This window comes from Chelatococcus sp. GCM10030263, from assembly GCF_042666455.1.
In the GTDB taxonomy this organism is placed as follows: Bacteria; Pseudomonadota; Alphaproteobacteria; order Rhizobiales; family Beijerinckiaceae; genus Chelatococcus.
This window is the reverse complement of the sequence record NZ_JBHTDB010000003.1, coordinates 901014-925850: the sequence shown is the minus strand read 5'-3', so window position 1 is coordinate 925850 and position 24837 is coordinate 901014. Positions and strand designations below refer to the sequence as shown.

Below are 24837 nucleotides of genomic sequence, written 5' to 3'. Positions count from 1 at the left end.
CGGCTCTGGCTCAGGCGCTGCGGATCTGGGCCAGGAGAGCGCCCGCACCCGCTTCTTTGGCGAAGTCGTCCTGGAGCGCCTTGACCGCATCCTGGAACGCTGGGCGGTCGATGTCGTTCACAATCATACCGCCCGCGGTGAGCTTGTCGAACCACGCCTTGTCGCGCGCAGGCTGCTCCTTGCGCTGCGTCTCACCGGCCTCGGCGGCGGCGCGCATTAAAGCGGACTGCTGATCGGCCGGCAGGCTCTTGAAAAAGGTCTCGTTAATCGCGAAGCTGCCGTCCAGAAGGATGTGCTCCGTCTTCGACAGGAATTTTGTAACTTCGAACATTTTGAACGTATAACCGACCTCCGGCGAGCCCTCCATGGCGTCAACGACGCCGGTCTGCAGGGACGTGTACATTTCCGGTGCGGGAATTGGGGTGGGTGTCGCTCCGAAAGTCGAGAAGGTGCGCACGAAGACCGGTGATTCCGGGACCCGGATCTTGAGGCCCTTGAAGTCGGACGGAACCTTGACGGCGCGAGTGCGGAGGAAGGTGTTGCGGTAGCCGGCGTTGATCCAGTTGACGATCCTTAGCCCCGCTTTGCCGACGAGCTCATCACCGAGCTCTTTCCCGATCGGGCCGGTGACCACGGCAGCCCAGTGGTCCGCGTTACGGTAGAGATAGGGGAGGGCCAGAAGGCCGAAGCGCTTGACATAATTGGCGTAGAGACCTGATTCTCCGTAGCCCATCTCCAGCGTGCCGAGCGACACCGCTTCGATGATTTCGCGCTGGCCGCCCATCTGGCCCGCGGGCAGGATCTGAACCGTGAGCGCGCCGTTTGTATAGGTCTTCAGCAAATCGCGAAAGCGCTCGGCTGCGCGCTGCTGGTCGGAATCGGTGGTGACGTGGTGGGCGAGGCGGATCGTCTTGGCTTGAGCCCGTGCGCTGCGTGAGCCGATCACGCCGGCTGCAACGGCTCCCGCAGCGAAAAGCGCGGTGCGACGCGAAACAGCAAAGTTCCGGATGGTCATGAGCATTCCCTCCATCAGCTTCGATGAGCTTTGCTGCAGACCGTACGTCTGGACAAAGGGGAATGCAATCATGTACCACAGAAAAGAACAATGTTGCTATATACGGGACAAATGAGCTCTCTCACCACCGCACTACGCATCGTTTCGTCCTTGGGCCGCGAGCGGACATTACTTCGCGTCAGTGAGGTTGCGCGCGAACTGAACCTGCCAAAAAGCACAGTGTCCCGTCTTCTCAACGAGCTTGTCCGGGCCGATTTCATCGAGCACGCAAGCGGCGAGCGAGGCTTTCGCGCAGGCCCCGAACTGTTCCGGCTCGGCAGCCTGTATCGGGACGGCGTCCCCGCTGAGGATCAGATTGACGCGGTGTGCCTGGACCTCGTGAAGCGCCACCCGGCCACAGCCTATGTCGGGGTCCTGCAGGGGATCGATCTCGTGATCCTGCGCTGCCACCAGGGTTCCTATCCGCTGCGCTTCATCCTTGAGCCCGGCTCAAAAGTCCCGGCCTATGCCACCGCGGTCGGCAAAGCGCTGCTCGCGCGGCTCGATAAGCAGGAGCTTGCCGCCCTGCTTCCGAAACGTCTCGTCTACGAGTCGCGCGACGTCGATACGACCCGCGAGGCCATGCTCGGCGAGCTGCAAGAGGCGCGGCAGCGTGGCTATGCGCGGCTCGACGATCGCGTGGTCGGGGTCGGCGCCATCGGTGTTGCGGTGCGGATCTCGCCGGGGCGGACGACGGGATTTGCAGTGTGCTATGCGCGCGAGGCGGTAGCCCCGCTGGAGCAGGCCGACATCGCCGCCGCGCTTACGGCCGCCGCTGCAGAGATCGGCGAGCTTTGGGGTGACCCTTATTGGAACGAGCGGGACAGGAGCTCGCTCGGCGAAGGGCAATAAAAGCATTCTGCGTATAGCTGGCGGCGCGCAGGGTGCCGGCCGGCGATCCTCGGCGATCGGAGGGCGGGCACAGTGAGCCCCTTCGCTATCTGTGGGAGGTGGTCCGGTCACGACGCGGCGGGAATATTGGGATCGTCGCCGTTGCCTCAGCGTGTGGCGAAGGTCGACGGCCGCAGCCTCCGCTTGACCGCGCTTGCAGCAGACGAGGCGGTTGTGTATTCGCCGCACTGGCGAGCGGGCATGGGGGCCCGCTCCTGGCCCGGCGTGCAAAATGCGGCTTTCGGAGATCGTCTACAACACGCTGAAGCGCAGCATCGAGAGCCATCGTCTGCCGGACGGGCTCATCCTCGAAGTGGCAACGGTCGCGCGCCTATTCCGGCTCAGCCGAACGCCGGTCGCGGCCGCGTTGGAGGCTCTGAGCAACGAAAAAATCATTCGCGTCGGACCGGGGCGCGGCTATGTGGTCGGCCAGGCCGGCATCCCCTTCAGAGAGGATCTGGAAGCGGCAGGGCTGAAGCTGCCGCGAAGTGTCACCAAGGCGGTCGTGACCCGAAGCTGGCGCTCGCAGTTCTATCCTGCTGTGGAGCAGGAGATTGCCGCCTGCCTGCCATTCGGGCGCTTCGCCATCAATGCGAGCCGGCTCGCGCTGCATTACGGCGTGAGCCGCACCATCGCGCACGAGACGCTGGTGCGCCTCGAGAGGCTCGGCCTCGTGCGGCAGCAATCCTCTCGCTGGTATGCCCGCTCCCTGACGATCTGCGGTCTGCGCGACCACTACGAGATGCGTTGGATTCTCGAGCCGCGCGCGCTCGAACAGGCGGCGCCGCTGTTGCCGCCCGGCCTCGTCGAACGCAGCCGCAAGCGTGCAGCGGCGGCGCTGGAGGGCGGCAGCATCACGATCCACGAGCTCGACCGGATGGAGCGGGATCTGCACCGCGACATCGTCCTGCGCTGCCCCAGCCCGCAGATGGCCGAGGCCATCCGTCGTAGCCAACTGCCGCTGATGGCGACCAACCGGTCGCTCAATAGCGAGCGTGCGACCGTCATGGCGAAGACGGTGGTCGAGCACCTGGAGGTGCTGGAAGCGCTCGCGGCCGGGGACGTGTCAGCCGCCGCGAGCGCCCTGGAAGCGCATCTGCACGCCGCTTTCGAGGTCGTGCGGGCCACGCTCGATCAGGGCCCGATCGGGTGGGAGCCGCCGCCCTACATGGTCCGGGAGGACCCATGATCGCTCACACGACCCGGAACTTCAGCGGCTGCCCGGTTTCGAGCCGGCCCAGATTATCGGCGATAATCCTCGCGACGCCGTCGAAAGCCTGATCGGATACGCCCGCATCGTGCGGCGTCAACACAATCCTCGGATGAGACAGGAGCGGCGAATCCGCAGGCGGCGGCTCGGCCGAGAGCACATCGAGACCGGCCGCGTGAACACGGCCGGCGTCGAGGGCTGCGAGCAGCGCTGCTTCATCGAGGATTGGGCCGCGACCGACATTCACGATGCTCGCCTCCGGGCGCATCCGGCCGATCAGCGCTGCATCGAACAGCCCGCGCGTTTCTGCGGTCAACGGGGCGGAGATCACCACGACGTCGGACGTGGAAGCGAGCTCCTCGATCCGCTCTGGCCCGCCGATCCAGTCGAACGGAAAGCCGGCGGCATCGTCCGTTCCGCCCGAGCGACGCACCGCCACGAGGCGCATGTCGAACGCCGCGAGCCGGCGGGCGATCGCCTTGCCGATGGAGCCGAATCCGATGAGTCCCGCCCGCCGCCCGGCGAGGCCCCGGTTGAGCGGCATGCGCCAGTTCCACTCACCGGCTGCGAGGCTCGCCGCCTGCACACTCGGCAGCCGCATGCAGGAGAGGGTGAGGAGCACGGCGCCCTCTGCCACCGAGGCGGCCATGCCCGAGACCTCCGAAGGGGCATTGGCAACGGCAATGCCCAAGGAATGCGCCGCTTCGAGGTCGACCGGATCGAGACCCACCCCGAATTGCTGCACGAGCCGAATGCGGCTGCCGGCCAGGAACTCCCGCCCGACGGGCATGTGAAACGGCACGAGCACCGTTGCGGCCCGGGCCGCCGCCGGATCGGCCCCGGCATCGGCGATGACCGACCAGCCCGGCAAGGCGGCCCTCAGTCGCTCCAGCAGCGCGCCGCTCCATGCCGCCCCGATCGCGATCTGCTTGTCCACGCGTCCCTCCTAAGTGCTTCTTGCATGCGAAGATCATTTCTGCCACAGTTACACTCGTACGAGCGGAACGCAATGACAGCCATAAGGCTGCGGCTCAGGATCACCTGACCTCGTACGGGAGGAAGCCATGCTGAAGAACGCTGTGCGACGTCTGCCCCTCATCCTGGCGAGCGTGTTGATGGCCGGTGCGGCTGCCGCCGCCGACTATCAGGCGCGGTTTTCGGTCAGCGTCGCACCGGACCAGCCCGCCACCCTTGCGGCAAACCGCTTCGCCGAGGCAGTCAAGAGCCGCTCGAACGGCCGCCTGGAAGTCCGGGTTTATCCCTCCGAGCAGCTCGGCGGCGAGCCCGATGTGGTGCAGGGTGTGCGTCTCGGGGCGGTCCAGATCGCCTTCATGAGCCCCGGCGCGCTCGGCAACATCATGGCCGATTTTCAGATCCTGAACGGACCATTCCTGTGGAACGACTGGGATATTGCCAAGGCCGTGCTGAACGGTCCGTTCGGCCAGAAGCTCTACGAGAAATTCCGCACCGAGACCGGCATCCGGATCGCCGACCCGCTCTGGTACTGGGGCTGGCGCGAGATGACGGCCAACCGGCCGATCCGCAAGCCGGAGGATCTCCGCGGACTCAAGATGCGTGCGCCCAACATTCCGATCTTTGTCGAAATGTTCAAGGCCCTCGGCGCCAACCCGACCACCGTGAATTTCCAGGAGATCTACTCGGCGCTGCAGCAGGGCGTCGTCGATGGTCAGGAAAATCCTGTTCCCGCGATCTGGGCGCAGCGGTTCTACGAGGTCAACAAGGTCGTTAGTCTCACGCATCACATTCTCCAGAGCAACCTCATCATCGTAAACGACAAGTTCTTCCAGTCTCTGCCGCAAGATCTGCAGACGATCTTCCAGGAGGAAATCTCCAAGGCCGGCGCCCACAATACCGAGCTTCAGCAGAAAGCGGAGCGGGACCAGTTGGCCAAGATTCGCGAGGCCGGCGGCACCATCGTCGAAGACGTGGACCGCGCCGCTTTCCGCGCCGCAACCCTCTCCGTCTATGAGACCCTGAAGGGCAACTGGAGCCCTAATCTGCATAGCGACCTCGAAGCCGCCATCAAGAGCGCTGGTAAATAGCTCGGGCAAGCCGCGCCGCACGGCAGGACCGGATGCGGCGCCTTCCTTTCTGACGGAGGTTCGCACATGTGGCGCGCACTGGCTCGCCTCGAAAACTTCATCGCAGGCACGGCTCTCGTCGTTCTCAGTGCGGTCGTTCTCATCGGCGTGATTTTCCGCTACGTCCTGAATTACCCTCTGTCCTGGACCGAGGAGACGAGCCTTATCGCTTTTGCCTGGTTGATGTTTTTCGGTGCAGCGATCTGCGCCCGCGAGAATGGGCACGTGCTGATCGACCTGATAGCGCCAAGACCGGGCAGCGGTTTTCATCATTTTTCCGAGGCTTTGGCAGCTGCCGTCGCCGCCATTGTCTCGGCCGTGCTCGTATGGGTCTCCTGGCGCTACACCGTCGGGGCAGCGCCGATGGTGACCCCGATCTTCCGCCTGTCGAGTGCCGCCTACAACGCCGCTGCCCCCGTTGGCTTCCTGCTGATCACAGTCCACATGATCCGCCTCTGCCTCCTCTCCATCATGGGGCGCGAAACGACAGCGCAGCCGGAAGAGGGGATCTAGCTCATGTTCTGGATTGTCCTCGCGGTCTTCATCGGCCTGATGCTCCTGCGGGTGCGGGTAGCCTTCGCGCTGCTCGCCGCCTCACTCGTCTATTTTGTTCTCGCTGGCGTCCCGCTCGATATCGTGGCGAGCCGCATCATTGCGACCACGCAGTCTTTCCCCCTGCTCGCAATCCCGCTGTTCATTCTGGCCGGAAACCTGATGAATGCGACGGGCATGACCAACCGGCTGTTCCGGTTTGCAGAGCTTTTGCTGGGGCGCATCCCCGGCGCGCTCGGTCACGTGGTGGTGTCCGTCGGGATGGTGATGGCCGGGACTTCCGGTTCGGCGATTGCCGACGCAGCCGCCCTGAGCCGTGTTGCCATTCCGGAGATGGAACGCCTCGGCTATCCACGCGCCTTCTCGGCCTCGATCTGTGCCTTCGCAGCCACGATGGGGCCGCTGATCCCGCCGAGCATCATGTTCATTGTGTACGGCTGGCTCGCCAATGTCTCGATCAACCGCCTTTTCGTGGCGGGTGCCATTCCGGGCATTCTCGTCGGCGTCTTTATGTTCGTTACGATCTACATCATTTCCCGACGTAACAGCTATGGCGTGGTCGCAAAGCGCGCAACGTCACAGGAGGTCTGGCAGTCCTTTCTGGATGCGGTCTGGGCGATGGTCATGCCGGTTGTCATTCTCGGCGGCATCGTGATCGGCGCCTTTACCGCGACCGAGGCGGCCGCGGTCGCGGTCGGCTATGCGCTTCTGGTCGGCCTGCTGGTATACCGGTCGCTCAACCTGCCAATCATGGTCGGCGCCGTGCAGGAGACTGTCCGGACGTCCATGTCGATCATGTTCGTCGTGGCCGCCGCCTATCCCTTTGGCTGGATTCTCACGGCCGAGCAGGTGCCGCTCGCCCTCCTCGACGCTGCAACGGCGTTGTCGGTCAGCCCCGCGGTTGTCCTGCTTGTCGTCAATCTTGTGCTGCTCCTGCTCGGCATGGTGATGGAATCGACCTCGATCCTGCTCATCGTCGTGCCGGCACTGGTCCCCTTGATGAAGGCTCTTGGGGTCGATCTCGTGCATTTCGGTGTGATGGTCACGGCTAACCTGCTGCTGGGCACGATCACACCGCCATTCGGTATCTTGATGTTCACGACTTGCGCGATAGGCAAGGTCTCCACGGTCGCTTTCCAGAAAGCGTCCGTGCCGTTCTACATCGCATTCCTGCTTCTTCTCCTTCTCGTAACCTATGTGCCGGCCGTTTCACTCTGGCTTCCCAGCGTCATCTTCTAGCAATAGCAATCCGGTGAGTGCGGCCTGGCATATTCCGGCATCGGTATCGCGATGCCTCTCGATGCCCTTTGCGGCGCAAGCCGCGCCGATCGACAGACGAGGCACGCCATGAGCAAGATCACCAGCGTCACCATCACCGATTTCGAGTTCGAGGCCCCCAATCTCAGCCGGATCGGCTTTGGCCAGATGGTCGGCTTCAAGCGCGGATCGTCAATCCAGGTCGTCAAGAACGCGATCGCGATCGAGACGGATGACGACCTGCGCGGTGAATATGTAACCAACTGGTGCGCCAGTCCGGCGACCCGCGGTGAAATGGAGATGCTCGCCCCCTTCTTGCTCGGTCGCGATCCGCTCGAGCGGGAGGGGCTGTTCGACGACCTGAAGCGCGAGTTGCGCCAATGGTCGAGCATGGGCCACGGCCCGTTGGATATCGCCCTTTGGGACCTCGCCGGCAAGAAATACGGCGTGCCCGTTAGCGAGCTGATCGGCGGCTATCGCAAGCGCCTGCCTGCCTATGCTTCGACCTATTTGGGCGACAGCCAAGGCGGACTCGACTCGAAGGAAGCCTATGCCGCCTTCGCGGAGCAATGCTACGACATCGGATATCGCGCCTTCAAAATCCACGGCTGGAACGACGGCGATGCGCGCCGGGAGGCGGAGAACGTGCTCCATGTCGGCAAGGTGGTCGGCGACCGCATGACGTTGATGCTCGACCCGGCCAATCAGCTGCGCAAGTTCTCGGACGCGCTTTATGTGGGACAGGCATGCGACGAGGCCAATTACTTCTGGTACGAGGATCCGTTTCGGGACTCAGGGAAGTCCGCCTTCGCACATAAGAAACTGCGCGAAATGATCAAGACGCCGCTGCTCATTACGGAATATGTCCGCGGGATCGAGCCGAAAGCCGACTTCATCATCGCGGGGGGAACCGACTACCTGCGCGTTGATCCGGAATACGACATGGGCATAACAGGAGCGCTCAAGATAGCCCATTTGGGCGAAGCGCTCGGTGTCGATGTCGAAATCCACGCCTGCGGTCCCGCTCACCGGCACCTGATGTCGGCGATGCGCAACTCGAATTTCTACGAGGTCGCGCTCGTCGGTCCCGATTGCCCCAACATGGTGGCGCCGGTCTATACGTGCGGCTATAGCGACCAGCTCGATTGCGTCGGTGGCGACGGCTGTGTCGAGGTTCCGAGCGGCCCCGGACTTGGCGTCCAGTATGACTGGACCTACATCGAGGCTCACAAGGTTGGCGAAAGACGGTTCGGGCACAAGGGTTGAGGCGCCTCTAAGGATTGTCTTATGGTTTATCTTACCCCGTGAGAGAAGCGTGGGTTGGCGACCTCGAAATCGGCCGGCGTGGGTCCTCGAGGCCTATCCGGCAGACGCCGGTCGCCACTGCGCGGCGGGAGGGCGACCCTAAAGGGACCCGGCCGGGGCAACGGCGGAACTGCTTAAAGTGACCGGCGACGTCATCATCTTAGGATGTTACCAGACACCCCTGAAATACGACGACTCAGAGATCTGGCCTTTACCCGGAGTGATCAGATGTCGACATGACGATCTGCCAGCTCCGGCTCGAAGAGCCCCTTCCTCATCACGAACTTGACCCAGGCCGCCGCGAGGCCGACAGGACGGTTGCGATATTCGGCGAGGTTCAGCATGCGAGCCTCAGACGCCGAGGTGGGCGGGATAGCGGAGGTGCCGGCGCACGACCTCGACGAATTCCGGGTCACGTTTGGCCACCCACACGGCAGCAGCGTGGCCCACGGTCCAGAGCGATAAGCCGGGAGTCCAGAGCCGAAGGCGAAGCGCGATCGCCGCCGCGAGCGTGCCGTTGGCGATCGCCACCGTCCGTGGCGCGCCGCCCATGAGAATCGGATCGGTGAGCGCGCGGTGGACCGGCGCGAAGAAGCCGGGCACGTCGGGATCGACGACCGCGGCCACTCAGATCAGCGCTCCGCCCGAGAAGGAGAAGAAGGGGAGGAAGAAGCTTGAAGCCGCGAAAGCGATCGAGAGGCCAAAGACGATCTGGATCAGCCGCCGGAAGCCGCCCGAGGTGTCGCCGAGGGCGAGCGTCAGGCCGGTCACGGTGATGATGACCGAGATGATCTTGGCGACAGGCCCCTGAACCGATTCCAGGATCTGGTTGAGCGACGTCTCCACGGCATGGAGGAGCCGGAGGCGTAGGCCGCCGGTGCGAACGCTAGCGTGAGGGTGGTCACGGCGGCGAGGCCGGCCAAGCGGCGACGCGGCGAGCGGACAACGGCGAGAGCGCGGTTCATGAAGGGTCTCCGGGCGGCAACGGGTCGCCGCCCACCCCGGCGGACTGGACGCGGTAATCGCCGGTGGCGGGATCGAGACCGGCGATGAGAGCGAGTTCGGAGAGGCGGCGTTCACTGCCGCGGCCGCGCAGCACCGCGACGAGATCGATGGTTTCGGCGATCAGCGCCTTGGGAACGGTGACGACGGCTTCCTGGATGAGCTGTTCGAGGCGCCGAAGCGCGCCGAGCGCCGTGCCGGCATGGATCGTGCCGATCCCGCCGGGGTGACCGGTCCCCCAGGCTTTGAGCAAATCGAGAGCTTCGGCCCCGCGCACCTCACCAACCGGGATACGGTCGGGTCGTAGGCGATCCGATGCGGCTCATAGGCGAGGCCTGTTTCCTCGAGCATGATGCCGATCTTCACGCCATTGGGCGTCGGCAGGGAAAAGAGCTGGAGCCGATCAGGGTACTGCGCCGGCCAGCGCGTGAAGATTGGATGATCGAGTGTCACTTTCTGCCTCCCATATAAGCGCGCCGAGCCGCTCCAAGACATGGTCTAATCTTCCTTCCGGAAGCGTTGCGAGCTGGCCCGCAGGCGGAGCCAAGAAGAGCAAACGAAACCGCGGCGCTACACGCATGTTCGCGATTTCGACGACCTTTGTCCCTCGTTCATCGACGCGTCGACGTTAATGATTAGTGATCCCGCTCTTCTTCGTTACAAGGCCGCCGAACACAGATTTGAGACGATCGCCGTGCGTTATGCCGTGCACGGCTTGGGGACCTCCGTTGTTGCTGCGGTCAGGCGACCTGTTCGATCACGAGCGTTCGTCCGTTGAATGAGATCGCATCACCGGCGCGCTTGCCCTCTAACTCAGCATAGATCGGGGCTTGGGTGGAGATGCCCATCATCTCGTTGCCGTCGCACACAAACTTGCCTGTCGACACGGAAATAACGAAAAGCCGGCCACCTAGTTTTACCACTGCGCCTTCTTCGACCTTGGTCTTCGGCCCGAAGTCTATCGCCGAGAGCTTCTCGATCTTGTCAGAGTGTGAGTGAACGGTGCAGTCGATGGCCTCGGACAGGTCGCTCGCGAGCTCGGCCTGCGCTTGTTCGTCGTTTTCGATCGGCTCGCTTCTATCGAGCCGCGCGCTCGCCACATATTCCAGGTATTTCTCTCTCGCGCTCTCAAGGTCGCACGCCTCGAGCGAAAGCATTGTTTGCTTCACGATCTGTTTGTTCATCTCGCGTCCTTCGTAAGAGGCGCCGCATAGGCAGGGCCGGTGGTGTACCATCAGGAGCCTGATTATCGGGCGCTCATTCGTTGTCGGGCACGTCCGCGCCTTGATAGGGGATTCTCTCAAGCCTAGAATCTCGCAAGATGCTGGTGACCAGCCAGACGTAGGATTGCTCCGCAGTGTCAAACCCGAGCATCGAGAACGACTGCCCAAACGGGCACGGGGGGAAGTCAGGGAAGCCGATGCGCAGTACATACCGCTCGGCGTCTGCGTCGAATTCCTCCTTGAAGACCTTCCGCAGGCCATATCGGCTCGCTATTTCGCCCCCGTTGTCGTGACGTGTGGGGCGGTTCGCGTTGAGCTGTTCGTAGAGTTCTCGCGAGCATTCCTGGTCCAAGGCGTCAAAAGCGTCGATCAACAGGCCCTTGCTGCCAGCCTTCCGGTCGGCGATCGCGTAGATGTTTGAACCGTCCCCCGCATCGGGCGCGCTCTCGAACCTCAACGCGCCGTCCACGCGGGCGTCGCCGGCCGCGACAAGCATGTCGGCGGTCAAATCGTAGAGTTGGCCGTCCCTTATCCGGTACTCGTGGTCGTAGCCGCGTCTTAGGAGATCTGTGACGGCCTCGACCATATCCCTGGCATCGAGGTTCATTTGCACTCTCCTTGATTGTGCAGCTCTCAGGTCGCCACGACACATATATAGGTCAGTTGGCGCCCGAGCCTGCGAACGCGACCGTCGCGCAGCCGCTGCGGGTGTCGACTGCATGAGCTCATACGCTAAGCCCAACCCCTCCAAGAACAGAACGAGCTTGGCTGGATTAGGCATTATGCAAAATAGCAGCCAACTATCGCGCTCACCTTCAGGATTTCAGGCTGAGCGCGCACATGCCGCGAGCCAAGTCGACCGGGCCGCGGGTTCATACGGCCGGCGCAACTTTGCCAAAGCTTCCGCTGCTACGGAAGCGGTGCAGCGTTATCGATTCCATTCCCGCCCGTTTGAGGCCGACAACGGATAGTGAGCGGCTCGACGACCGGGAATATTCCGAGCGGACCCACTCGGCCGCCAGCCGGTGGTGTCACAGGCCAGCGCTCCGGACGAGCGGGGTCGAAGCGTCTCGCCGGTCGTAACGCACCGTCGGCGCCTGCATCGCGACGATCTCCTCGCCGATCGTCGGGTGCACGGCCATGACCGACTTAAAGTCTTTCATGGTGGCCCCGCTGCCAACGGCGATCGCCAGCACCTGGACCAACTCGCTGGCCGCCTCAGTGAAGATGTGGATCCCCAGGATCCGGTCCGTATCGCAATCCACTACGACCTTCAGAAGCGAGGACTCGCAATCGCCGGTCACCGAGGCTTTCAGCGACCGGAAGCGGACCTTGTAAACGTCGACAGCAGGGTATTGCGCCCTCGCTTCCAGCTCGGTCAGGCCAACGGTGCCGATCTCCGGGCTGGTGAAGACCGCGGTTGGCACATGGGAGTAGTCGACCTTCCAAGCTTTTTCGCCGAACACGCTGTCGGCGAACGCATGGCCTTCGCGGATCGCGACCGGCGTCAGATTGAACTGGTTCGACACGTCACCCACGGCGTAGATGCTCGGGATATTCGTGCGGGAGCTCGCGTCGACAATGATTGCGCCGTCTGCCGCAGTTTTGACCCCAGCGCGGTCCAGTCCGAGCGAGGCCGTGTTCGGGCTGCGCCCGAAGGCGAGCAGCACCTGGTCGGCCACCAGCCTCCCGCCCTGTTCGGTCGTAACGTCGATTCCTCGCGCGCGGTCACCGTCGCCGGCGTGTTCGTTCCGCTGCTCAAGGCGGCGGATACTGTCGCAAAGCATCAGCTTGACGCCACGATTCGTGTAGGACGCGGCGACCGCCTGGCGCACGTCTTCGTCAAAGCCGCGGAGCACATTGCTTCCACGGCAGACGACGGTGACGTCGCTTCCTAGCGCGGCAAACAGGCCGGCGAACTCCATTGCGATGTATCCGGCGCCGCCGATGACAAGCTTTCTCGGGAGTGTCTTCAAGTCGAAGATGTCATCCGAGGTGATGCCGAGCTCGATGCCGTCGAAGGGAGGGAGTTCAGGCCGTCCGCCGGTCGCAACCAGAATCGTGCGCGCCCGCACGCGACGGCCGTCTTTGAGGAGGCGCACCGTATGGGCGTCCTCGAGCACAGCGCGAGACCTCACGACCTCGACACCCGCACTTTCTTGACCCGTGCCGTAGAGCCCCTCCAGGCGGGCGATCTCGCGGTCTTTCGCGGCGACCAATGACGGCCAGTCGAAACGCGGGACCGACAAGCGCCAGCCGAATTCCGCGGCTTCGTCGAATGCGTCGCTGAAACGGCTCGCGTAGACGAACAGCTTCTTCGGCACGCATCCGCGGATGACACACGTCCCACCCAGCCGGTACTCCTCGGCGAGCATCACTTTCGCGCCATGTCCCGACGCTACGCGCGCAGCGCGGACGCCTCCCGACCCACCCCCGATCACGAACAGGTCGACGTCGAATTCTGCTTCGCTGGAGGTAGCTGAAACCTCGGCGGCAGGTCTCGACCCGCCTAGCGGCTCCTGCAATGCGTCTGTGTCGCTCAAGTCAGGCATCCGATTCATTCTGTGCGGACAATCGAAATGCGCGCGCTGATCGCATTGTCCACGCACGCGCATTGGCAAACGTCCGCCCAGACTGGATTCGAACGGGCGCAAGTCCTAGCGCACACGCTGCCACTTCGGACTCGCGGCATCATGTTTTGGACTTTCGGTTCAGTGCATCCGTCGATGATTAGTGCTGCCGCGCTGTCTCGCGCAGGAACCACGCGCGCTTCTCGGCCGCGTCTATGTACCCTTCGAGAAGGCTTGCCGTCGCAACGTCCTCAAGCTCGTCACAGAGCTTGTGCGCCTGCCGCATCGCGGCAGCCAACGCCTTGTTGTCCTCCATGAGCTCAGCGAGCATCGCGCCCGGTGCGACGTCATCTGCCTCGTTGTCTGCGATGGTTCGCAGCCGCGCCACCTGCCCAAGCGAGCGGATCGTCGTGCTGCCGGCTGCGCGGACGCGTTCTGCGAGCGGGTCGATCACATCGAGAATGTCGCTCGCCTGCTCGTCGAGCATGAGGTGGTAATCCCGGAAATGGGGGCCACTCACGTGCCAGTGAAAGTTCTTGGTCTTGAGGTAGAGCGACATACCGTCAGCAAGGAGCTTGTTGATCTTCGCCGCGAGGGTCGTAACCGAGTTTCGTGCCGCCGTCTCATCTTGCTCACCGTTCGGCACCTCTTGAACGTTTGTCGTCATATCGGCAGTCCTTTCATTTTTCGCGCTGCGTACTGCTTTGTCGCTGGCCTAGCGCTGCTATCTTCATCGTTGGGAGTCGTTGGCGTGTATAAGACGAGCGGGGAGGATGAGAGGCGATCAGCCGCCGGTCACGGCGGCGATCGCTTCCTTGACTTTCGCGATGGCGTAGCCGCCGACCTGCTCGAGCTCGACGTGGGGTAGGTTCGGCATCTCGTCAGGCGCGACGCTGCAGGCGACGATCGCAGGACCCGGGCACGCGAACGCCTCGATCAAAGTCGCTTGGAGCAGCGCTGGATCGCGCACCGTGAAGCCTTGCGCGCCGCAGGCGCGTGCGAGCGCTGCATAATCCGGGTTTGTGAATTCGATTGCCTTCCGGAAAGGAAGAATGCCCACACTCTCGGCCTCAAGCGTGATGAGCCCGAACGCCGCATTGTCGAAGATCACGATCTTCACAGGCAAGTGATGGTGAACCGCCGTGAGGAATTCGCCCATGAGCATGTTGAAACCGCCGTCCCCGGTGAGGGCGATCACCTGTCGCGACCGATCGAGCGCCTGAATGCCGTTGGCTTGTCCGAGCGCGGTGCCGACGGCCGCATTGTTGAAGGAGCCTACAATCCGCTGTTTGCCGTTCTGTCGAATCCAGTTGCCCGACCACAGCGTATTGAGGCCCGTATCGAACACGAACACGGCGTCGTCTTTCGCCAGGTCGCTGACCATGCGGGCCACCGCCTGCGGATGGATCCTGTCGCGGCTGCGCATCAGGTCGCTCTGCTGGTCGAGGAGCTCGTCCCAAGCGCGGCGACCCCGCGCGACCTTGTCGAAGGAGGCGCTTTCTGTCTTCTGTCGCACCCTCGGCAGGAGGGCGGCGAGTGTCGGACGCACCGAGCCCCTTACGCCGATCGCCGTCGGCGCGCGCCGACCGATCGCCGCGGCCCGCTCATCGATCTGGATAACGTTTCCATGTGCCGGCAAGAAGTTGGAATACGGGTAGTCCGTGCCAACCATCAGCAGGAGGTCGCAGTCTTGGACCGCATTGTAGGCCGGCTTGCTGCCGATCATGCCGAGTCCGCCCATCCAACGCGGGTCGTCGTGGGCGATGATCTCCTTGCCGCGGACCGTGTGGACAAGCGGCGCCTTCAAGCGGTCCGAAAGATCTCGAAGCAGATCGGCCGAGCCCCGGCATCCCGCCCCGCAGAGAATGACAATCGACTCTGCCGCGTCGACGTGGCGGGCAACCGCGTCGATCTTGTGCTCATCCGGCGCGATCTCTCCACGCGGACCAAGCGTCGCCACACTCGGGACCGCGTGCTCGACCTTGCTGGACAGTACATCTTGGGGGAGGGTCAGGTGCGCGACCCCGGGGCCAGCGTATGCAGAAGCGATCGCCTGGTGGATCACGCCGGGCGCCTGTGCCGGCGCGGTGATCGTCTGGGTGTAGAGCGACACGTCCCGGAAGAGTAGGTCCGGCTCTGTCGACTGATGGTAGTCGATGCCTTTGAGACGTCGCGGCATCTCACCCGACAGCGCCAAGACAGGTGCGTGGTCGCGCGCCGCCTCGTAAAGGCCCGCGACGAGGTGCGTACTGCCGGGTCCCGTCGTTCCGGCGCACACCGCGAGCCGGCCGGTTAGCTTGGCTTGTCCGGCCGCCGCCAGAGCGGCACCCTCTTCGTGCCGCACGCCGACCCACTCAATCTTGCTCTTCCGGACGGCATCGCCCAAGGGGTTCAGCGAGTCGCCGATCAGGCCGAAGATCTGCTTGACGCCAACCTCCTCGAGGACGTCGACGAGGGCTTCTGCGACAGTACGCGACATGGATCACTTTCACCGTTGGCCTGGTTTTCGTCGAGATGGCCGCCGGGTCCCGGCCGATGCCGCGGCGTCACTGCCAAAGCCGTGCGTTTTCGCACTAAGAGGTTCATTGTACAGCAGGATACGCTCGCGCGGTGATAACCACGCGTTATGAATAGCATGCTCCCGGTATATTCCGGACCGGCGCGCCAATGGGTACACTCGAGCCTGGGTGCAGCACGCCACGGGATACAACGGCGACGACGCGCACCGCAGGCCGAACTGGTTCGTCACCTCCGACGGCGGCGATCGTGGGAATATGACCATGCCGCTACGAATACTCGTCTTCTATGGATCGTACCGGTCTGACCGGAAGGGCATCCGTTTGGCGCGGCACATGTGCGAAGAGCTCCGGTTGCGTGGCCATCTGGCTGAGCTGATCGACGCCAAGGCTGTCGGCTTGCCGATCATAGATCGTATGTACAAGGAGTTCTCGCCGGGAGAGGCGCCCCCGCAGATGGAGGCCCTGGCCGCGAAGATCCGTCAGGCGGACGCGTTCGTGTTCGTTGTCGGCGAGTACAATTGGGGAGTCCAGCCGGGGCTGAAGAACCTCACTGATCACTTCCTCGAAGAGTGGTTTTGGCGGCCCGCCGCCATCGCCAGCTACTCCGCGGGCCGCACAGCCGGCGTCCGCGCCGCGCTCGCCTGGCGCGGCACCCTTTCCGAGATGGGCATGCTCGTCGTGTCCAGCACGCTTGCTATTGGGCCCATAGAGGAAGCGCTCGACGATCACGGCCGGCCGACTGGAGAGCTCGGCCACTCGATGGGACCGGCGCTATCGAAATTCGTTGAAGACCTCGCCTGGTGGGCGGAAGCCGCCCAGGCGCAGAGGGCGCGGCGGGAGCCGCCTTACTAGGTGGCGCTCCCGTGATCGACGCGACTCGTGGGGACAAGCCGATGCCCCGTGCCGCTTGGATGAACGATGCAGCAAAATCGGCGCGGACAGCGCGAATGACATCGCAGCCCCTTCGACTGGACTTCGCCGGCCACTCGGGCGCCAACCTCGCTGCTCGGCTCGACCTTCCCAACGGGCCGGTCCGGGCCTACGCGCTCTTTGCCCACTGCTTCACGTGCTCCAAGGACCTGGCGGCCGTTCGACGGATTGGCGCCGAGCTCGCCCGTGCGGGCATCGCGCTGCTGCGCTTCGACTTCACCGGACTTGGTTCAAGCGAAGGCGAGTTCTCGTCGACCAGCTTCTCGTCAAATGTAGCTGACCTCGTTTCCGCGGCGGATTACTTGCGCGGGAACTTCGAGCCGCCGTCCGTTCTTATCGGCCACTCGCTCGGCGGCGCTGCGGTGCTGTCCGCATCGAAGCTGATACCGGAAACCCGCGCTGTCGTGACAATTGGGGCGCCTGCCGACGCCAGCCACGTATTGAAGCACGTGTCCTCCTCCGATCTCTCAAGGATCGAGGAAGACGGAGTGGCCGACGTGCACATCGGAGAGCGCACATTCAAGATCAGCAGGCAATTCGTCGAGGACGTGCGCCGCGATCCGCTTTCACGTGACATCGCATTGCTGCGAAAGCCGCTTCTCATCATGCACGCTCCGCGCGACGAGACGGTCGGCATCGAGAATGCCACCGAAATATTCTTGGCTGCGAAACACCCTAAGAGCTTCATCTCCCTGGACGCGGCCGACCACCTGCTTTCCGATCCGGCGGACGCCGCGTTCGCAGGTCAAGCGATGGCGGGCTGGCTGTCGCGCTACGTCCCGGCGGACACGCCCCAAGAGGACGACGTCCGCGGCGACGTGCGCGTCATGGAAACGGGGGAGGGACGGTTCCAGAACATGGTGCGCGCGGGCCGGCACCGGCTCTTTGCGGACGAGCCCGCGAAGTTGGGCGGCTTGGACTCCGGGCCGACGCCGTACGACTTCCTTTCCATCGCGCTTGCGGCGTGCACCTCGATGACCCTTCGCCTCTACGCAGACCGCAAGAATATTCCGCTGGGGCGCATCAGCGTCGACGTCGCTCACGACAGGGTCCATGCCGCCGACTGCGCCGAGTGCGCGGCGGACACCTCGCCAGACGCGAAGATCGACCGCTTCACACGCGCCATCGCCGTGGACGTCGAGGTGACCGAGGAACTCCGAGCGAAGATCATCGAGATCGCCAACAAATGCCCGGTGCACCGGACGCTTGAGTCCTCGTCCGTCGTGTCCACGTCGGTGGACACGCTCAAGGAGCCGGTGCTCGCGCGAAGCCAGATCCCTGTTCATGCGCTCGCGGGCAATAACTCCGTTCTGAGAGACTGATGGAGGGCGGTGTAAGCGTTAGCAAACATTTTGAGGCGCAAGCGATGGTCCAGTTGGCTCGGGTCGGGCGCACCCACACGCGCTGGCGACGACCGGTACCGTCGCGCAGCGACCGGAGGGATCCAAATATGACGACGGAGAAGGCGGTACTGGCCGGCGGATGCTTCTGGGGCATGCAGGACATGTTCCGCCGACTGCGAGGTGTGGTCTCGACGCGAGTCGGCTACACCGGCGGCGATCTCCCCAATCCGAGCTACGACAACCATCGGGGGCACGCTGAGGCAATCGAGATCATCTTCGATCCCGCGGTCGTAAGCTACCGGGCCATCCTTGAACGCTTCTTCCAGATTCACGACCCGACAACTTACGAGCAGCAGGGGAGCGACTTTGGACCAAGCTATCGTTCTGCCATCTTCTACACCGACGAGCAGCAGAAGGAGACGGCGCTCGTGACGATTGCCGAAATCGAAGCCTCTGGTTTGTGGCCCGGTCCCGTGGTGACCGAAATCAACCCCGAGGAGCGGTTCTGGCAGGCCGAGGACGAGCACCAGGACTACCTGCAACGGCACCCGGGCGGCTACAGCTGCCACTTCATTCGGCCGAGTTGGCGACTACCCTCTGCTCGTTCATCCCAAAAGTCGTGAACCGCTGAGGGGCTGCCGAACTGCCCCCGCTACTCTTGAAGGCCACGGTCCGCGTGGTGCACCGAGCCTGCGTCTCAGGAATAGTCGCCGCCACTCTGCTGCGTGAGGTTGCCGAGGTAGTCGCGCTTCCCGATCTTCGCTCCGAGGTGCCGGAGAATCGCGTGAGCAATCGAGATGTGGAAGAAGAAATCCGGAAGAACTAGGTGTCGAATGTAGTCGTCGCCGCCGTACCACCCACGCACGATAGGCGGCGTCAGTTGGTATGTGTGGGACTGCGCGCCGGCAATTTCGTCCGGCTGCACGTTTTGCAGGAATCCGCGAGTCTCCAGGAGGCGTCCCTTCAATGCCGGATACATCATCGGGGTCTTGCGGGGGGCTGGCGGGTCGTGCTTCATCAACTTCGCCATGTGCGCGTCGACTTTGTTGCAGCCTACGGAGAACTGTTCTCCGAAAGTTAGCATGTCGGGCGCCAACCGCTCGCCAAGGACCCTTCCAGGTTCGAACCTTCTGGTCCGCTCGAGCGCTTGGGCGTCGTCGAGATAATCGTCCATCACGTTCAGTCCATGTACCATGACAGGAACAGTGATGTCATAGACCGAGAAGGGCACTGTGACCTCCATGCGCTCAATTCTAGTGTGAACGTCGGTCGGACCCGATAAGTCGATAGCCGAAATGAATGATGAGATAACCGCTTCTATCTCACGGCTTGTCACATCAGGTTGCCGAACTCGACAGTGGCCTCCGCGAAACAGCGGCAAGGGTAGAGCGCCTACGCATGCGGTCCGCCTAGTGATGCAGGACGGGATATCCGTTCACGTAAACCCAGTCGGTGGCCTCCGCGGGCGCATGGCACCCCTGACAATCGGAACGGTAGTCCGTAGAGGTTGTCTTGAGCGGCTTGTCCACGTCGAACCACGACCATCCCCACCCGTCGCCCCACAACGGATTGTCGGGGTGCGTTCCCTTGCTGTCCTTCACCATGACGAACCAGCCCTTGAGCTTGTCGGCATGGCTTACAGTTCCGGTGGTCAACTCGTTCGTCGAGGTCTCGAAGACCTCTTTCACCAGGACGGCGCCGTCCGGGAAGTGCCCCGTCTTCCGGTAGGCGTCGATCGCGCCGGGCGATACATAGACGGTGTGCATTTCCTTCGAGCCTCTGTCGCTGTCGGCGGCAACCGCCCACGTCCCGAGCGCTTGGTAGAGTGTTCGGTAGTCTGCCGGTACGCGCATATGCCCGGCGGCGTCCACTACGTTCGCGGTCGGATCGGCTGGAGCCGCTCCACTGATTTGAGCGAGCGCCACCAGGGAGCCGGCGACCAACGAGACGGCGACGGCCAAGCCGACTGTCCTCGATAATTTCATGGGGGGTTCCTTTGTTGCCCGCGCAGCGCACGGTGGCTCAGCGCAATGGCTTCAATCAATGTCCTGGCTGCCGCGAACTCAGCCTGTCCGGCGTACCCCAGGATCGGATACAGCCGACGAAATTAGAAATTCCGTTTGAGCATGCATTCGATAGGCATGAGGTATCGTCGCGTAAAAGCGTTGTGCGTGTGTCCCGCTTGATGTCCGGTCAGCCATCGAGGATTGCCTGGTACTCGGGATGCCGGGCGGCGTAGGAGGACATGAAGGGGCACTTCGCGATCACTCTTTTTCCATCACGGCGCAACGCTTCGAAAACGCCATGCGCCAATCGCGATCCGTGTCCCAGGCCGGATAGTTCCTGCGGCACCTCCGTGTGGAGCAGAACGACCCGGCCATCTTCGATCTTATAGTACGCGACCGCGATCGCACCGTCCCCAATGGGAATTTCGAACCGGCTCATGGCCGGATTGTTCCGGACGACGCTTGCCACCCTCAATCTCCTCGCTCGTCAGCCAGCAAAACTTGCAGGCTCGTAAGCAGCGGTCTGCCGGACAATCCGGCGAGGCGCCTGTCTGGACGAACGGCTACGGATTGTGGCTTCTCGAAAGAGTTTGTCGCCTTTTGCTCCACCTCGTGGAGCACCATAGTGAAGAGTCGACGGTCCACCGGTTTGATCCGGCGAGACCCAGAAATAGAGCGCAGCACATTGCGGCGAATACAGAGTAGTCGAATGGCGACTTGATCCCAAACGAGATCGCCAGGGCTGAACCGAATAGGAAGAGCAGGCCCGCGCTGCCGAAAGCTGCCCACCGCAGCGCGAGCCCAAATACCAGCGCAACACCAAAAAGGAGCTCAAGAACCGTCGCGACCGTGCCGAGGAAAGGCACCATCGACGGGGGCGCGAACGCATTTACCTTGGCCGCGTAGGCCAAGAAACGCTCGAATGTTCCCCAGGAAACTCCCCGCTCGCCTGGATTGCCGTAGAATCCGAGCCGGTCGCTGACCGACAACAGGAACGAGATCCCCAGCGCCGCGCGGCTTCCCAGCGAAAGAAGATCGAGGGCGAGCGAAGCTCCTTGCTTCGCGGATTGCAGCTTGAGAATGGGTTCGCAGCGCGAACTGCGCAGGACATCGCCAAGCGTTACGGTTGCTGACATCGTGGCCAATCCTATAGGCGGGTGGGGCAGGATCCTTGGGGATCAGTACCGTGAGCGCGCCGCTAGAGGGAAACGGTCTCGCCGACTTTCGGCACCACGGCCTCAGTCGACGCACCTTTCAGTCCTTCGACGAATTTCTCCGCAGTCTGATCGATGATGGGAAAGCTCGCGTAATGGCAAGGGATCACCGTGTCGAAGTTGAAATAGCGGCGGCAGGCGAGTGCGGCGACTGCGCCGCCCATAGTGAGGCGATCGCCGATCGGAACGATTCCGATGTCGGGTTTATGAAGTTCTTCGATCAGTGCCATGTCACCGAAGATGTCAGTGTCGCCCATGTGATAGAGCGTCTTGTCATCGGGGAAATGGAGGACGAGCCCGGTCGGATTGCCGAGATAGACATTCTGCCCGTCTTTCATACCGAATGACGAGGAATGCAATGCGTTGACAAAGGCGGTGGTAAAGCCGCCGCAGTCCACTGTGCCACCGTGAAGTCCGGGATTGACCTTGTTGCCATTAGCCCCCTGTCCGGCGAGATAATTGCAGATCTCGTAATTGGCGACCAGCATGGCGTCGGTCTTTTTCAAGATGGCGAGCGCGTCCCCGACGTGGTCGTTGTGGCCGTGTGTGAGCAGCACATGCGTAACACCCTCGGCAGGTTCCTCCCAACCCTTCTGCCAAGACGGGTTTTCAGACAGAAACGGATCGATCAGGATCTTGGACGCACCGACTTCGATGCGAAATGCGGAGTGGCCGTACCATGTCAGTTTCATCGTAATTTGCTCCTAGGTTACTATCTCTTTGCTGGAGATGCTGCAGGGATAGAACTCCGGTTGGAGATCTAATGATGGGTCCATAGGTAATGTTCTAAGTCGACATCGGCATTACTCGATGACATCTGCAGCAAAGGTGATTAATCATCGCAGCGCGGGATGACGTTTTCCAATAGCGGGTGAGTATGGTTTCCATAGCGACAGATAATTGCCGAAGAGCCAGGAACATGAACTGGTGTGGCGCCTCTATCGCAAGCCCGACGTCAACCAAGCCGCATCTATGGATCTGCTGCTCGTGACGAGGATGTTCCACGTTTTCAGGCCATCATCTCGTCCGTTCAGCGATCGTACCGCATGGACGCTGGCCTAAAGTCTCAGCTGCCCCAACCTGGAAGAGATGGTCGCCAAGCGCGGGAAGCGCGACGCCCCTGTGCGAAAAAGCCGGTGTATTACTGCGTTCGCAATGCGCTCGGAACGGTTATCGTCAAGCTGATAGGCGACACCAAAGCGGGACCGAACTGGCGCATCGGCACTTCGACCAGTAGATGTCGGGCGTGGTGCAGACGTTCCTCCGCCGTCTCCAACGTGAGTGTAGATAACTCGGCGCAACGCTCCGGCGTCAGGCCATCAGCATCGCAGGCTACGAACACAGTTTGCAACTCATCGGGCAGCTCAACGGAGCAACTCCTTGATACCAACCCGGCTCCGGATCGTCATCCCGTGCGCGAGGCGACGCGCACGAGATGGCGGGCGAGGATTAAGATGATGACTTCAGCGAGTCCGTATTGATAGGCAGGCTGCGCACGCGCTTGCCGGTGGCCGCGAAGATCGCATTGGTCACGGCGGCGCTGACAACAGCCGTCGGAGCTTCACCAATGCCACCTGGAGCTTCCGCGTTCTTGATCAGATGCGTCTCCACGACTGGCACCTGGTCGATACGCATCGGCAGATAGTCGTGGAAATTGCTTTGCTCGACGCGTCCATTCTTGAAGGTGATCGAGCCATGGAGCGCGGCGGTCAGCCCGAAAAGCGTTCCCCCCTGGACCTGCGCTTCGATCGTATCGGGATTGACGTACATGCCGCAGTCAATCGCGCAGACGATCCGCTTGACTTTGACGGAGCCATCGGCCGTAACTTCAACCTCAGCGACCTGCGACGTGTAACTTCCGTATGCGAACTGTACCGAAATCCCGCGGCCATGCCGCGCGGGAAGTGGTGATCCCCACCCTGCTTTTTCCGCGGCAAGGGACAAAACAGCGAGCGCTCGCGGATTGTGGCCGAGCAATCCCTTACGATAGGCGAGGGGATCCTGCTTCGCGACATACGCGAGCTCATCCATGAAGCTTTCGACCACAAAAACATTGTGTGTCGGTCCGACGCCACGCCACCAGGACGTCCGGACACCAGGGGGCTCGACCCGAACATAATCGACGTAGATATTGGGCAGTGCATAGGGCGGCTCGGCCGCCGCTTCTACGGCATCGGGATCCAATCCGTCCTTGACGTAAGGGGGGTAATAGCGAGCCATAACCGAGGAGCCGGCGATCCGATGCGTCCAGGCAACCGGCTTCCCGGCCGCATCAAGCCCGGCCGACAACCGATCGAGATAGTACGGCCGATACATATCGTGCTGGATGTCTTCCTCGCGGCTCCAGATCACCTTCACCGGGCCGTCGACGTGCCTGGCGATCTTGACGGCGAGGATCGTGCCATCGGGTTCCAGCCTTCGGCCGAAGCCACCGCCAATCAGATAATTGTGAATTTTGATCGCATCCGTCGGCAGGCCGGTGAGTTCTGCCACCTGAGACTGCGTGATCGTAGGCGCCTGCGTCCCGACCCAGATGTCGCAACGATCCTTGCGCAGATGAACGGTACAGTTCATCGGCTCCATCGCCGCATGGGCCAGGAAGGGCACCTGATAGATGGCGTCAACGCGTTGAGCTGCCTCCACAAGCGCCTTCCCCGCATCGCCTTCGCGACGGGCGACAGCGCCGGGCCTTTGGGATTCCTCTTCCAACTGCTTGACGATATCAGCGTTGCTAACCTTGTCGTTCGGCCCGTCATCCCATGTGACGGCCGCAGCCTCGAGCCCCTTCTTCGCCGCACCCGTGTGGTCTGCCACCACGGCAACAGCTTCATTGATATTGACGATCTGGCGGACGCCCTTCACCGCCAGCGCGGCCTTCTCGTCCACCGTTTTCGCTTTGCCACCGAGCACGGGCGAAATAGCAACCGCGGCAACCCTCATACCCGGCAAACGGGCGTCAATGCCGTAGAGCGCACGCCCATCGACCTTGATCGATGCATCCACGCGCTTGGCACGCGTTCCGATCAGCGTGAAATCCTTCGGGTCCTTCAATTTGACCTTAGCTGCATCCGGAACGGGCAATTCCGCCGCGGCTTTCGCAAGTTCTCCGTAGCTCAGTTGCTTTGAGCCGGATGCGTTGAACACGACGCCGTCCTTAGCGCTGCAAGTTGCCGGATCGACTTTCCAGCGCTTCGCGGCTGCCGCAATCAGCATGTTGCGACCGACAGCGCCTGCCTGACGCAGCGGCGTCCAGAAGGCGCGGACAGACGCGGATCCACCGGTATTTTGAATGCCTATGACCGAATTGGCGTAAAGCGTATGATTTGGCGGCGCATGCTGAACCTGAATCTGGTCAAGCCTCACCTCCAGTTCTTCGGCGAGAAGCATCGAGAGCGACGTGTAAACCCCTTGTCCCATCTCGACCATGGGCATGATCAGGGTCACGGCGCCCGTTGGATTGATACGTATGAATCCGTTCGGCGCAAAAGTGCCTGTCACTTCATTGTCGAGCACTTGCGAAGCCGGCGCGGCGAAAACCGACTGCGTGCTCGCACCGGTCAGCGCAAAACCGAGCAGCAGACCTGTACCCTGAAGAAAGGTTCGCCGCGACACAGCCGCTTCATCGGCAATCTGCTCTCTCAGAATAAGCCCGTCCATGA

23 protein-coding genes and 3 pseudogenes are annotated in these 24837 nt (G+C 62.5%); 9 read left to right on the top strand and 17 right to left on the bottom strand.

Going from position 1 to position 24837, the window contains the following annotated elements; genetic code table 11:
- Positions 1-10: 10 nt before the first annotated feature.
- Positions 11-1015, bottom strand: a complete 1005-nt coding sequence (locus ACFQU1_RS08905; RefSeq protein WP_378131431.1) for a TRAP transporter substrate-binding protein — start codon at positions 1013-1015, stop codon at positions 11-13.
- Between the two features lie 90 nt (positions 1016-1105).
- Here ACFQU1_RS08905 and ACFQU1_RS08900 point away from each other — a divergent pair, with 90 nt between their 5' ends.
- Together ACFQU1_RS08900 and ACFQU1_RS08895 are read left to right on the top strand one after the other, a co-directional pair.
- Complete coding sequence (locus ACFQU1_RS08900) at positions 1106-1906, top strand: IclR family transcriptional regulator (RefSeq protein ID WP_378131642.1); 801 nt, start codon at positions 1106-1108, stop codon at positions 1904-1906.
- Between the two features lie 271 nt (positions 1907-2177).
- Positions 2178-3134 (top strand): GntR family transcriptional regulator, encoded by a 957-nt coding sequence (locus ACFQU1_RS08895; RefSeq protein ID WP_378131429.1) that lies wholly within the window; start codon positions 2178-2180, stop codon positions 3132-3134.
- Positions 3135-3138: 4 nt separating this feature from the next.
- On the opposite strand, the gene ACFQU1_RS08890 is transcribed toward ACFQU1_RS08895, so the two are convergent.
- Positions 3139-4092, bottom strand: a complete 954-nt coding sequence (locus ACFQU1_RS08890; RefSeq protein WP_378131427.1) for an NAD(P)-dependent oxidoreductase — start codon at positions 4090-4092, stop codon at positions 3139-3141.
- Positions 4093-4219: 127 nt separating this feature from the next.
- Between ACFQU1_RS08890 and ACFQU1_RS08885 the strand changes: the two genes are divergently transcribed.
- The 4 genes from ACFQU1_RS08885 to ACFQU1_RS08870 all read left to right on the top strand — a co-directional run bounded on the left by ACFQU1_RS08885 (position 4220) and on the right by ACFQU1_RS08870 (position 8332).
- Complete coding sequence (locus tag ACFQU1_RS08885; protein ID WP_378131425.1) at positions 4220-5218, top strand: TRAP transporter substrate-binding protein; 999 nt, start codon at positions 4220-4222, stop codon at positions 5216-5218.
- 66 nt (positions 5219-5284) lie between these two features.
- Entirely contained in the window at positions 5285-5770 is a 486-nt protein-coding gene (locus tag ACFQU1_RS08880) for a TRAP transporter small permease (RefSeq protein ID WP_378131423.1), read from the top strand.
- 3 nt (positions 5771-5773) lie between these two features.
- Complete coding sequence (locus tag ACFQU1_RS08875) at positions 5774-7048, top strand: TRAP transporter large permease (protein ID WP_378131421.1); 1275 nt, start codon at positions 5774-5776, stop codon at positions 7046-7048.
- 108 nt (positions 7049-7156) lie between these two features.
- Positions 7157-8332, top strand: a complete 1176-nt coding sequence (locus ACFQU1_RS08870; protein ID WP_378131419.1) for an enolase C-terminal domain-like protein — start codon at positions 7157-7159, stop codon at positions 8330-8332.
- Positions 8333-8722: 390 nt separating this feature from the next.
- Here the strand turns inward: ACFQU1_RS08870 and ACFQU1_RS08865 are convergent, their stop codons facing one another.
- From ACFQU1_RS08865 to ACFQU1_RS08825, 9 genes and pseudogenes are all read right to left on the bottom strand, one after another.
- Entirely contained in the window at positions 8723-8998 is a 276-nt protein-coding gene (locus ACFQU1_RS08865) for a VirB3 family type IV secretion system protein (protein WP_378131417.1), read from the bottom strand.
- A pseudogene (locus ACFQU1_RS08860) lies at positions 8999-9336 on the bottom strand (TrbC/VirB2 family protein). It lies immediately after the preceding gene.
- Positions 9333-9692, bottom strand: a pseudogene (locus tag ACFQU1_RS08855) (ATPase, T2SS/T4P/T4SS family); the annotation flags it as partial. The pseudogenes ACFQU1_RS08855 and ACFQU1_RS08860, both read right to left, overlap by 4 nt.
- Positions 9683-9868 (bottom strand): annotated as a pseudogene (locus tag ACFQU1_RS08850) (hypothetical protein); the annotation flags it as partial. The pseudogenes ACFQU1_RS08850 and ACFQU1_RS08855, both read right to left, overlap by 10 nt.
- A gap of 245 nt (positions 9869-10113) precedes the next feature.
- Positions 10114-10557, bottom strand: coding sequence for a hypothetical protein (locus tag ACFQU1_RS08845; RefSeq protein WP_378131415.1), 444 nt, complete (start codon positions 10555-10557; stop codon positions 10114-10116).
- Between the two features lie 73 nt (positions 10558-10630).
- Positions 10631-11203, bottom strand: a complete 573-nt coding sequence (locus ACFQU1_RS08840; protein WP_378131413.1) for a hypothetical protein — start codon at positions 11201-11203, stop codon at positions 10631-10633.
- Between the two features lie 424 nt (positions 11204-11627).
- The gene (gene gorA / locus ACFQU1_RS08835) at positions 11628-13121 is read right to left on the bottom strand and encodes a glutathione-disulfide reductase (RefSeq protein WP_378131640.1); all 1494 of its coding nucleotides are present in this window, start codon (positions 13119-13121) and stop codon (positions 11628-11630) included.
- A 205-nt stretch (positions 13122-13326) separates the two neighbouring features.
- A complete protein-coding gene (locus ACFQU1_RS08830; protein WP_378131411.1) occupies positions 13327-13833 on the bottom strand; it encodes a Dps family protein in 507 nt (168 codons plus the stop codon).
- A gap of 117 nt (positions 13834-13950) precedes the next feature.
- On the bottom strand, positions 13951-15645 hold the full coding sequence (locus tag ACFQU1_RS08825) for a thiamine pyrophosphate-binding protein (protein WP_378131409.1): 1695 nt from the start codon (positions 15643-15645) through the stop codon (positions 13951-13953).
- 301 nt (positions 15646-15946) lie between these two features.
- On the opposite strand from ACFQU1_RS08825, the gene ACFQU1_RS08820 reads away from it, so the two are divergent.
- The 3 genes from ACFQU1_RS08820 to msrA all read left to right on the top strand — a co-directional run bounded on the left by ACFQU1_RS08820 (position 15947) and on the right by msrA (position 18581).
- Positions 15947-16537, top strand: coding sequence for an NADPH-dependent FMN reductase (locus ACFQU1_RS08820; protein WP_378131638.1), 591 nt, complete (start codon positions 15947-15949; stop codon positions 16535-16537).
- Between the two features lie 95 nt (positions 16538-16632).
- A complete protein-coding gene (locus ACFQU1_RS08815; protein ID WP_378131407.1) occupies positions 16633-17937 on the top strand; it encodes an alpha/beta fold hydrolase in 1305 nt (434 codons plus the stop codon).
- Positions 17938-18065: 128 nt separating this feature from the next.
- Positions 18066-18581 carry a peptide-methionine (S)-S-oxide reductase MsrA gene (msrA, locus tag ACFQU1_RS08810; protein WP_378131405.1) on the top strand — a complete coding sequence of 172 codons (516 nt, stop codon included), beginning with the start codon at positions 18066-18068 and terminating at the stop codon, positions 18579-18581.
- 74 nt (positions 18582-18655) lie between these two features.
- Here the strand turns inward: msrA and ACFQU1_RS08805 are convergent, their stop codons facing one another.
- The 6 genes from ACFQU1_RS08805 to ACFQU1_RS08780 form a co-directional block, all read right to left on the bottom strand.
- Positions 18656-19189 carry a DUF1993 family protein gene (locus ACFQU1_RS08805; RefSeq protein WP_378131403.1) on the bottom strand — a complete coding sequence of 178 codons (534 nt, stop codon included), beginning with the start codon at positions 19187-19189 and terminating at the stop codon, positions 18656-18658.
- A 178-nt stretch (positions 19190-19367) separates the two neighbouring features.
- On the bottom strand, positions 19368-19919 hold the full coding sequence (locus ACFQU1_RS08800) for a cytochrome P460 family protein (protein ID WP_378131401.1): 552 nt from the start codon (positions 19917-19919) through the stop codon (positions 19368-19370).
- Between the two features lie 232 nt (positions 19920-20151).
- A complete protein-coding gene (locus tag ACFQU1_RS08795) occupies positions 20152-20433 on the bottom strand; it encodes a GNAT family N-acetyltransferase (protein ID WP_378131399.1) in 282 nt (93 codons plus the stop codon).
- A gap of 94 nt (positions 20434-20527) precedes the next feature.
- Entirely contained in the window at positions 20528-21100 is a 573-nt protein-coding gene (locus tag ACFQU1_RS08790) for a hypothetical protein (protein WP_378131397.1), read from the bottom strand.
- Positions 21101-21162: 62 nt separating this feature from the next.
- Entirely contained in the window at positions 21163-21870 is a 708-nt protein-coding gene (locus tag ACFQU1_RS08785; RefSeq protein ID WP_378131395.1) for a metal-dependent hydrolase, read from the bottom strand.
- 757 nt (positions 21871-22627) lie between these two features.
- A complete protein-coding gene (locus ACFQU1_RS08780; RefSeq protein ID WP_378131393.1) occupies positions 22628-24835 on the bottom strand; it encodes a molybdopterin cofactor-binding domain-containing protein in 2208 nt (735 codons plus the stop codon).
- Between the last annotated feature and the right edge of the window lie 2 nt (positions 24836-24837).

Bases quoted from the DNA above. Each gene is read 5' to 3' on its own strand.
- ACFQU1_RS08870 (WP_378131419.1), top strand. From the start codon at position 7,157: ATGAGCAAGATCACCAGCGTCACCATCACCGATTTCGAGTTCGAGGCC.
- ACFQU1_RS08895 (WP_378131429.1), top strand. From the start codon at position 2,178: ATGCGGCTTTCGGAGATCGTCTACAACACGCTGAAGCGCAGCATCGAG.
- ACFQU1_RS08885 (WP_378131425.1), top strand. From the start codon at position 4,220: ATGCTGAAGAACGCTGTGCGACGTCTGCCCCTCATCCTGGCGAGCGTG.
- ACFQU1_RS08845 (WP_378131415.1), bottom strand. From the start codon at position 10,557: ATGAACAAACAGATCGTGAAGCAAACAATGCTTTCGCTCGAGGCGTGC.
- ACFQU1_RS08790 (WP_378131397.1), bottom strand. From the start codon at position 21,100: ATGTCAGCAACCGTAACGCTTGGCGATGTCCTGCGCAGTTCGCGCTGC.
- ACFQU1_RS08780 (WP_378131393.1), bottom strand. From the start codon at position 24,835: ATGGACGGGCTTATTCTGAGAGAGCAGATTGCCGATGAAGCGGCTGTG.
- ACFQU1_RS08830 (WP_378131411.1), bottom strand. From the start codon at position 13,833: ATGACGACAAACGTTCAAGAGGTGCCGAACGGTGAGCAAGATGAGACG.
- ACFQU1_RS08820 (WP_378131638.1), top strand. From the start codon at position 15,947: ATGCCGCTACGAATACTCGTCTTCTATGGATCGTACCGGTCTGACCGG.
- ACFQU1_RS08875 (WP_378131421.1), top strand. From the start codon at position 5,774: ATGTTCTGGATTGTCCTCGCGGTCTTCATCGGCCTGATGCTCCTGCGG.
- ACFQU1_RS08900 (WP_378131642.1), top strand. From the start codon at position 1,106: ATGTTGCTATATACGGGACAAATGAGCTCTCTCACCACCGCACTACGC.
- msrA (WP_378131405.1), top strand. From the start codon at position 18,066: ATGACGACGGAGAAGGCGGTACTGGCCGGCGGATGCTTCTGGGGCATG.
- ACFQU1_RS08785 (WP_378131395.1), bottom strand. From the start codon at position 21,870: ATGAAACTGACATGGTACGGCCACTCCGCATTTCGCATCGAAGTCGGT.
- ACFQU1_RS08825 (WP_378131409.1), bottom strand. From the start codon at position 15,645: ATGTCGCGTACTGTCGCAGAAGCCCTCGTCGACGTCCTCGAGGAGGTT.
- ACFQU1_RS08815 (WP_378131407.1), top strand. From the start codon at position 16,633: ATGACATCGCAGCCCCTTCGACTGGACTTCGCCGGCCACTCGGGCGCC.
- ACFQU1_RS08880 (WP_378131423.1), top strand. From the start codon at position 5,285: ATGTGGCGCGCACTGGCTCGCCTCGAAAACTTCATCGCAGGCACGGCT.
- ACFQU1_RS08840 (WP_378131413.1), bottom strand. From the start codon at position 11,203: ATGAACCTCGATGCCAGGGATATGGTCGAGGCCGTCACAGATCTCCTA.
- ACFQU1_RS08905 (WP_378131431.1), bottom strand. From the start codon at position 1,015: ATGACCATCCGGAACTTTGCTGTTTCGCGTCGCACCGCGCTTTTCGCT.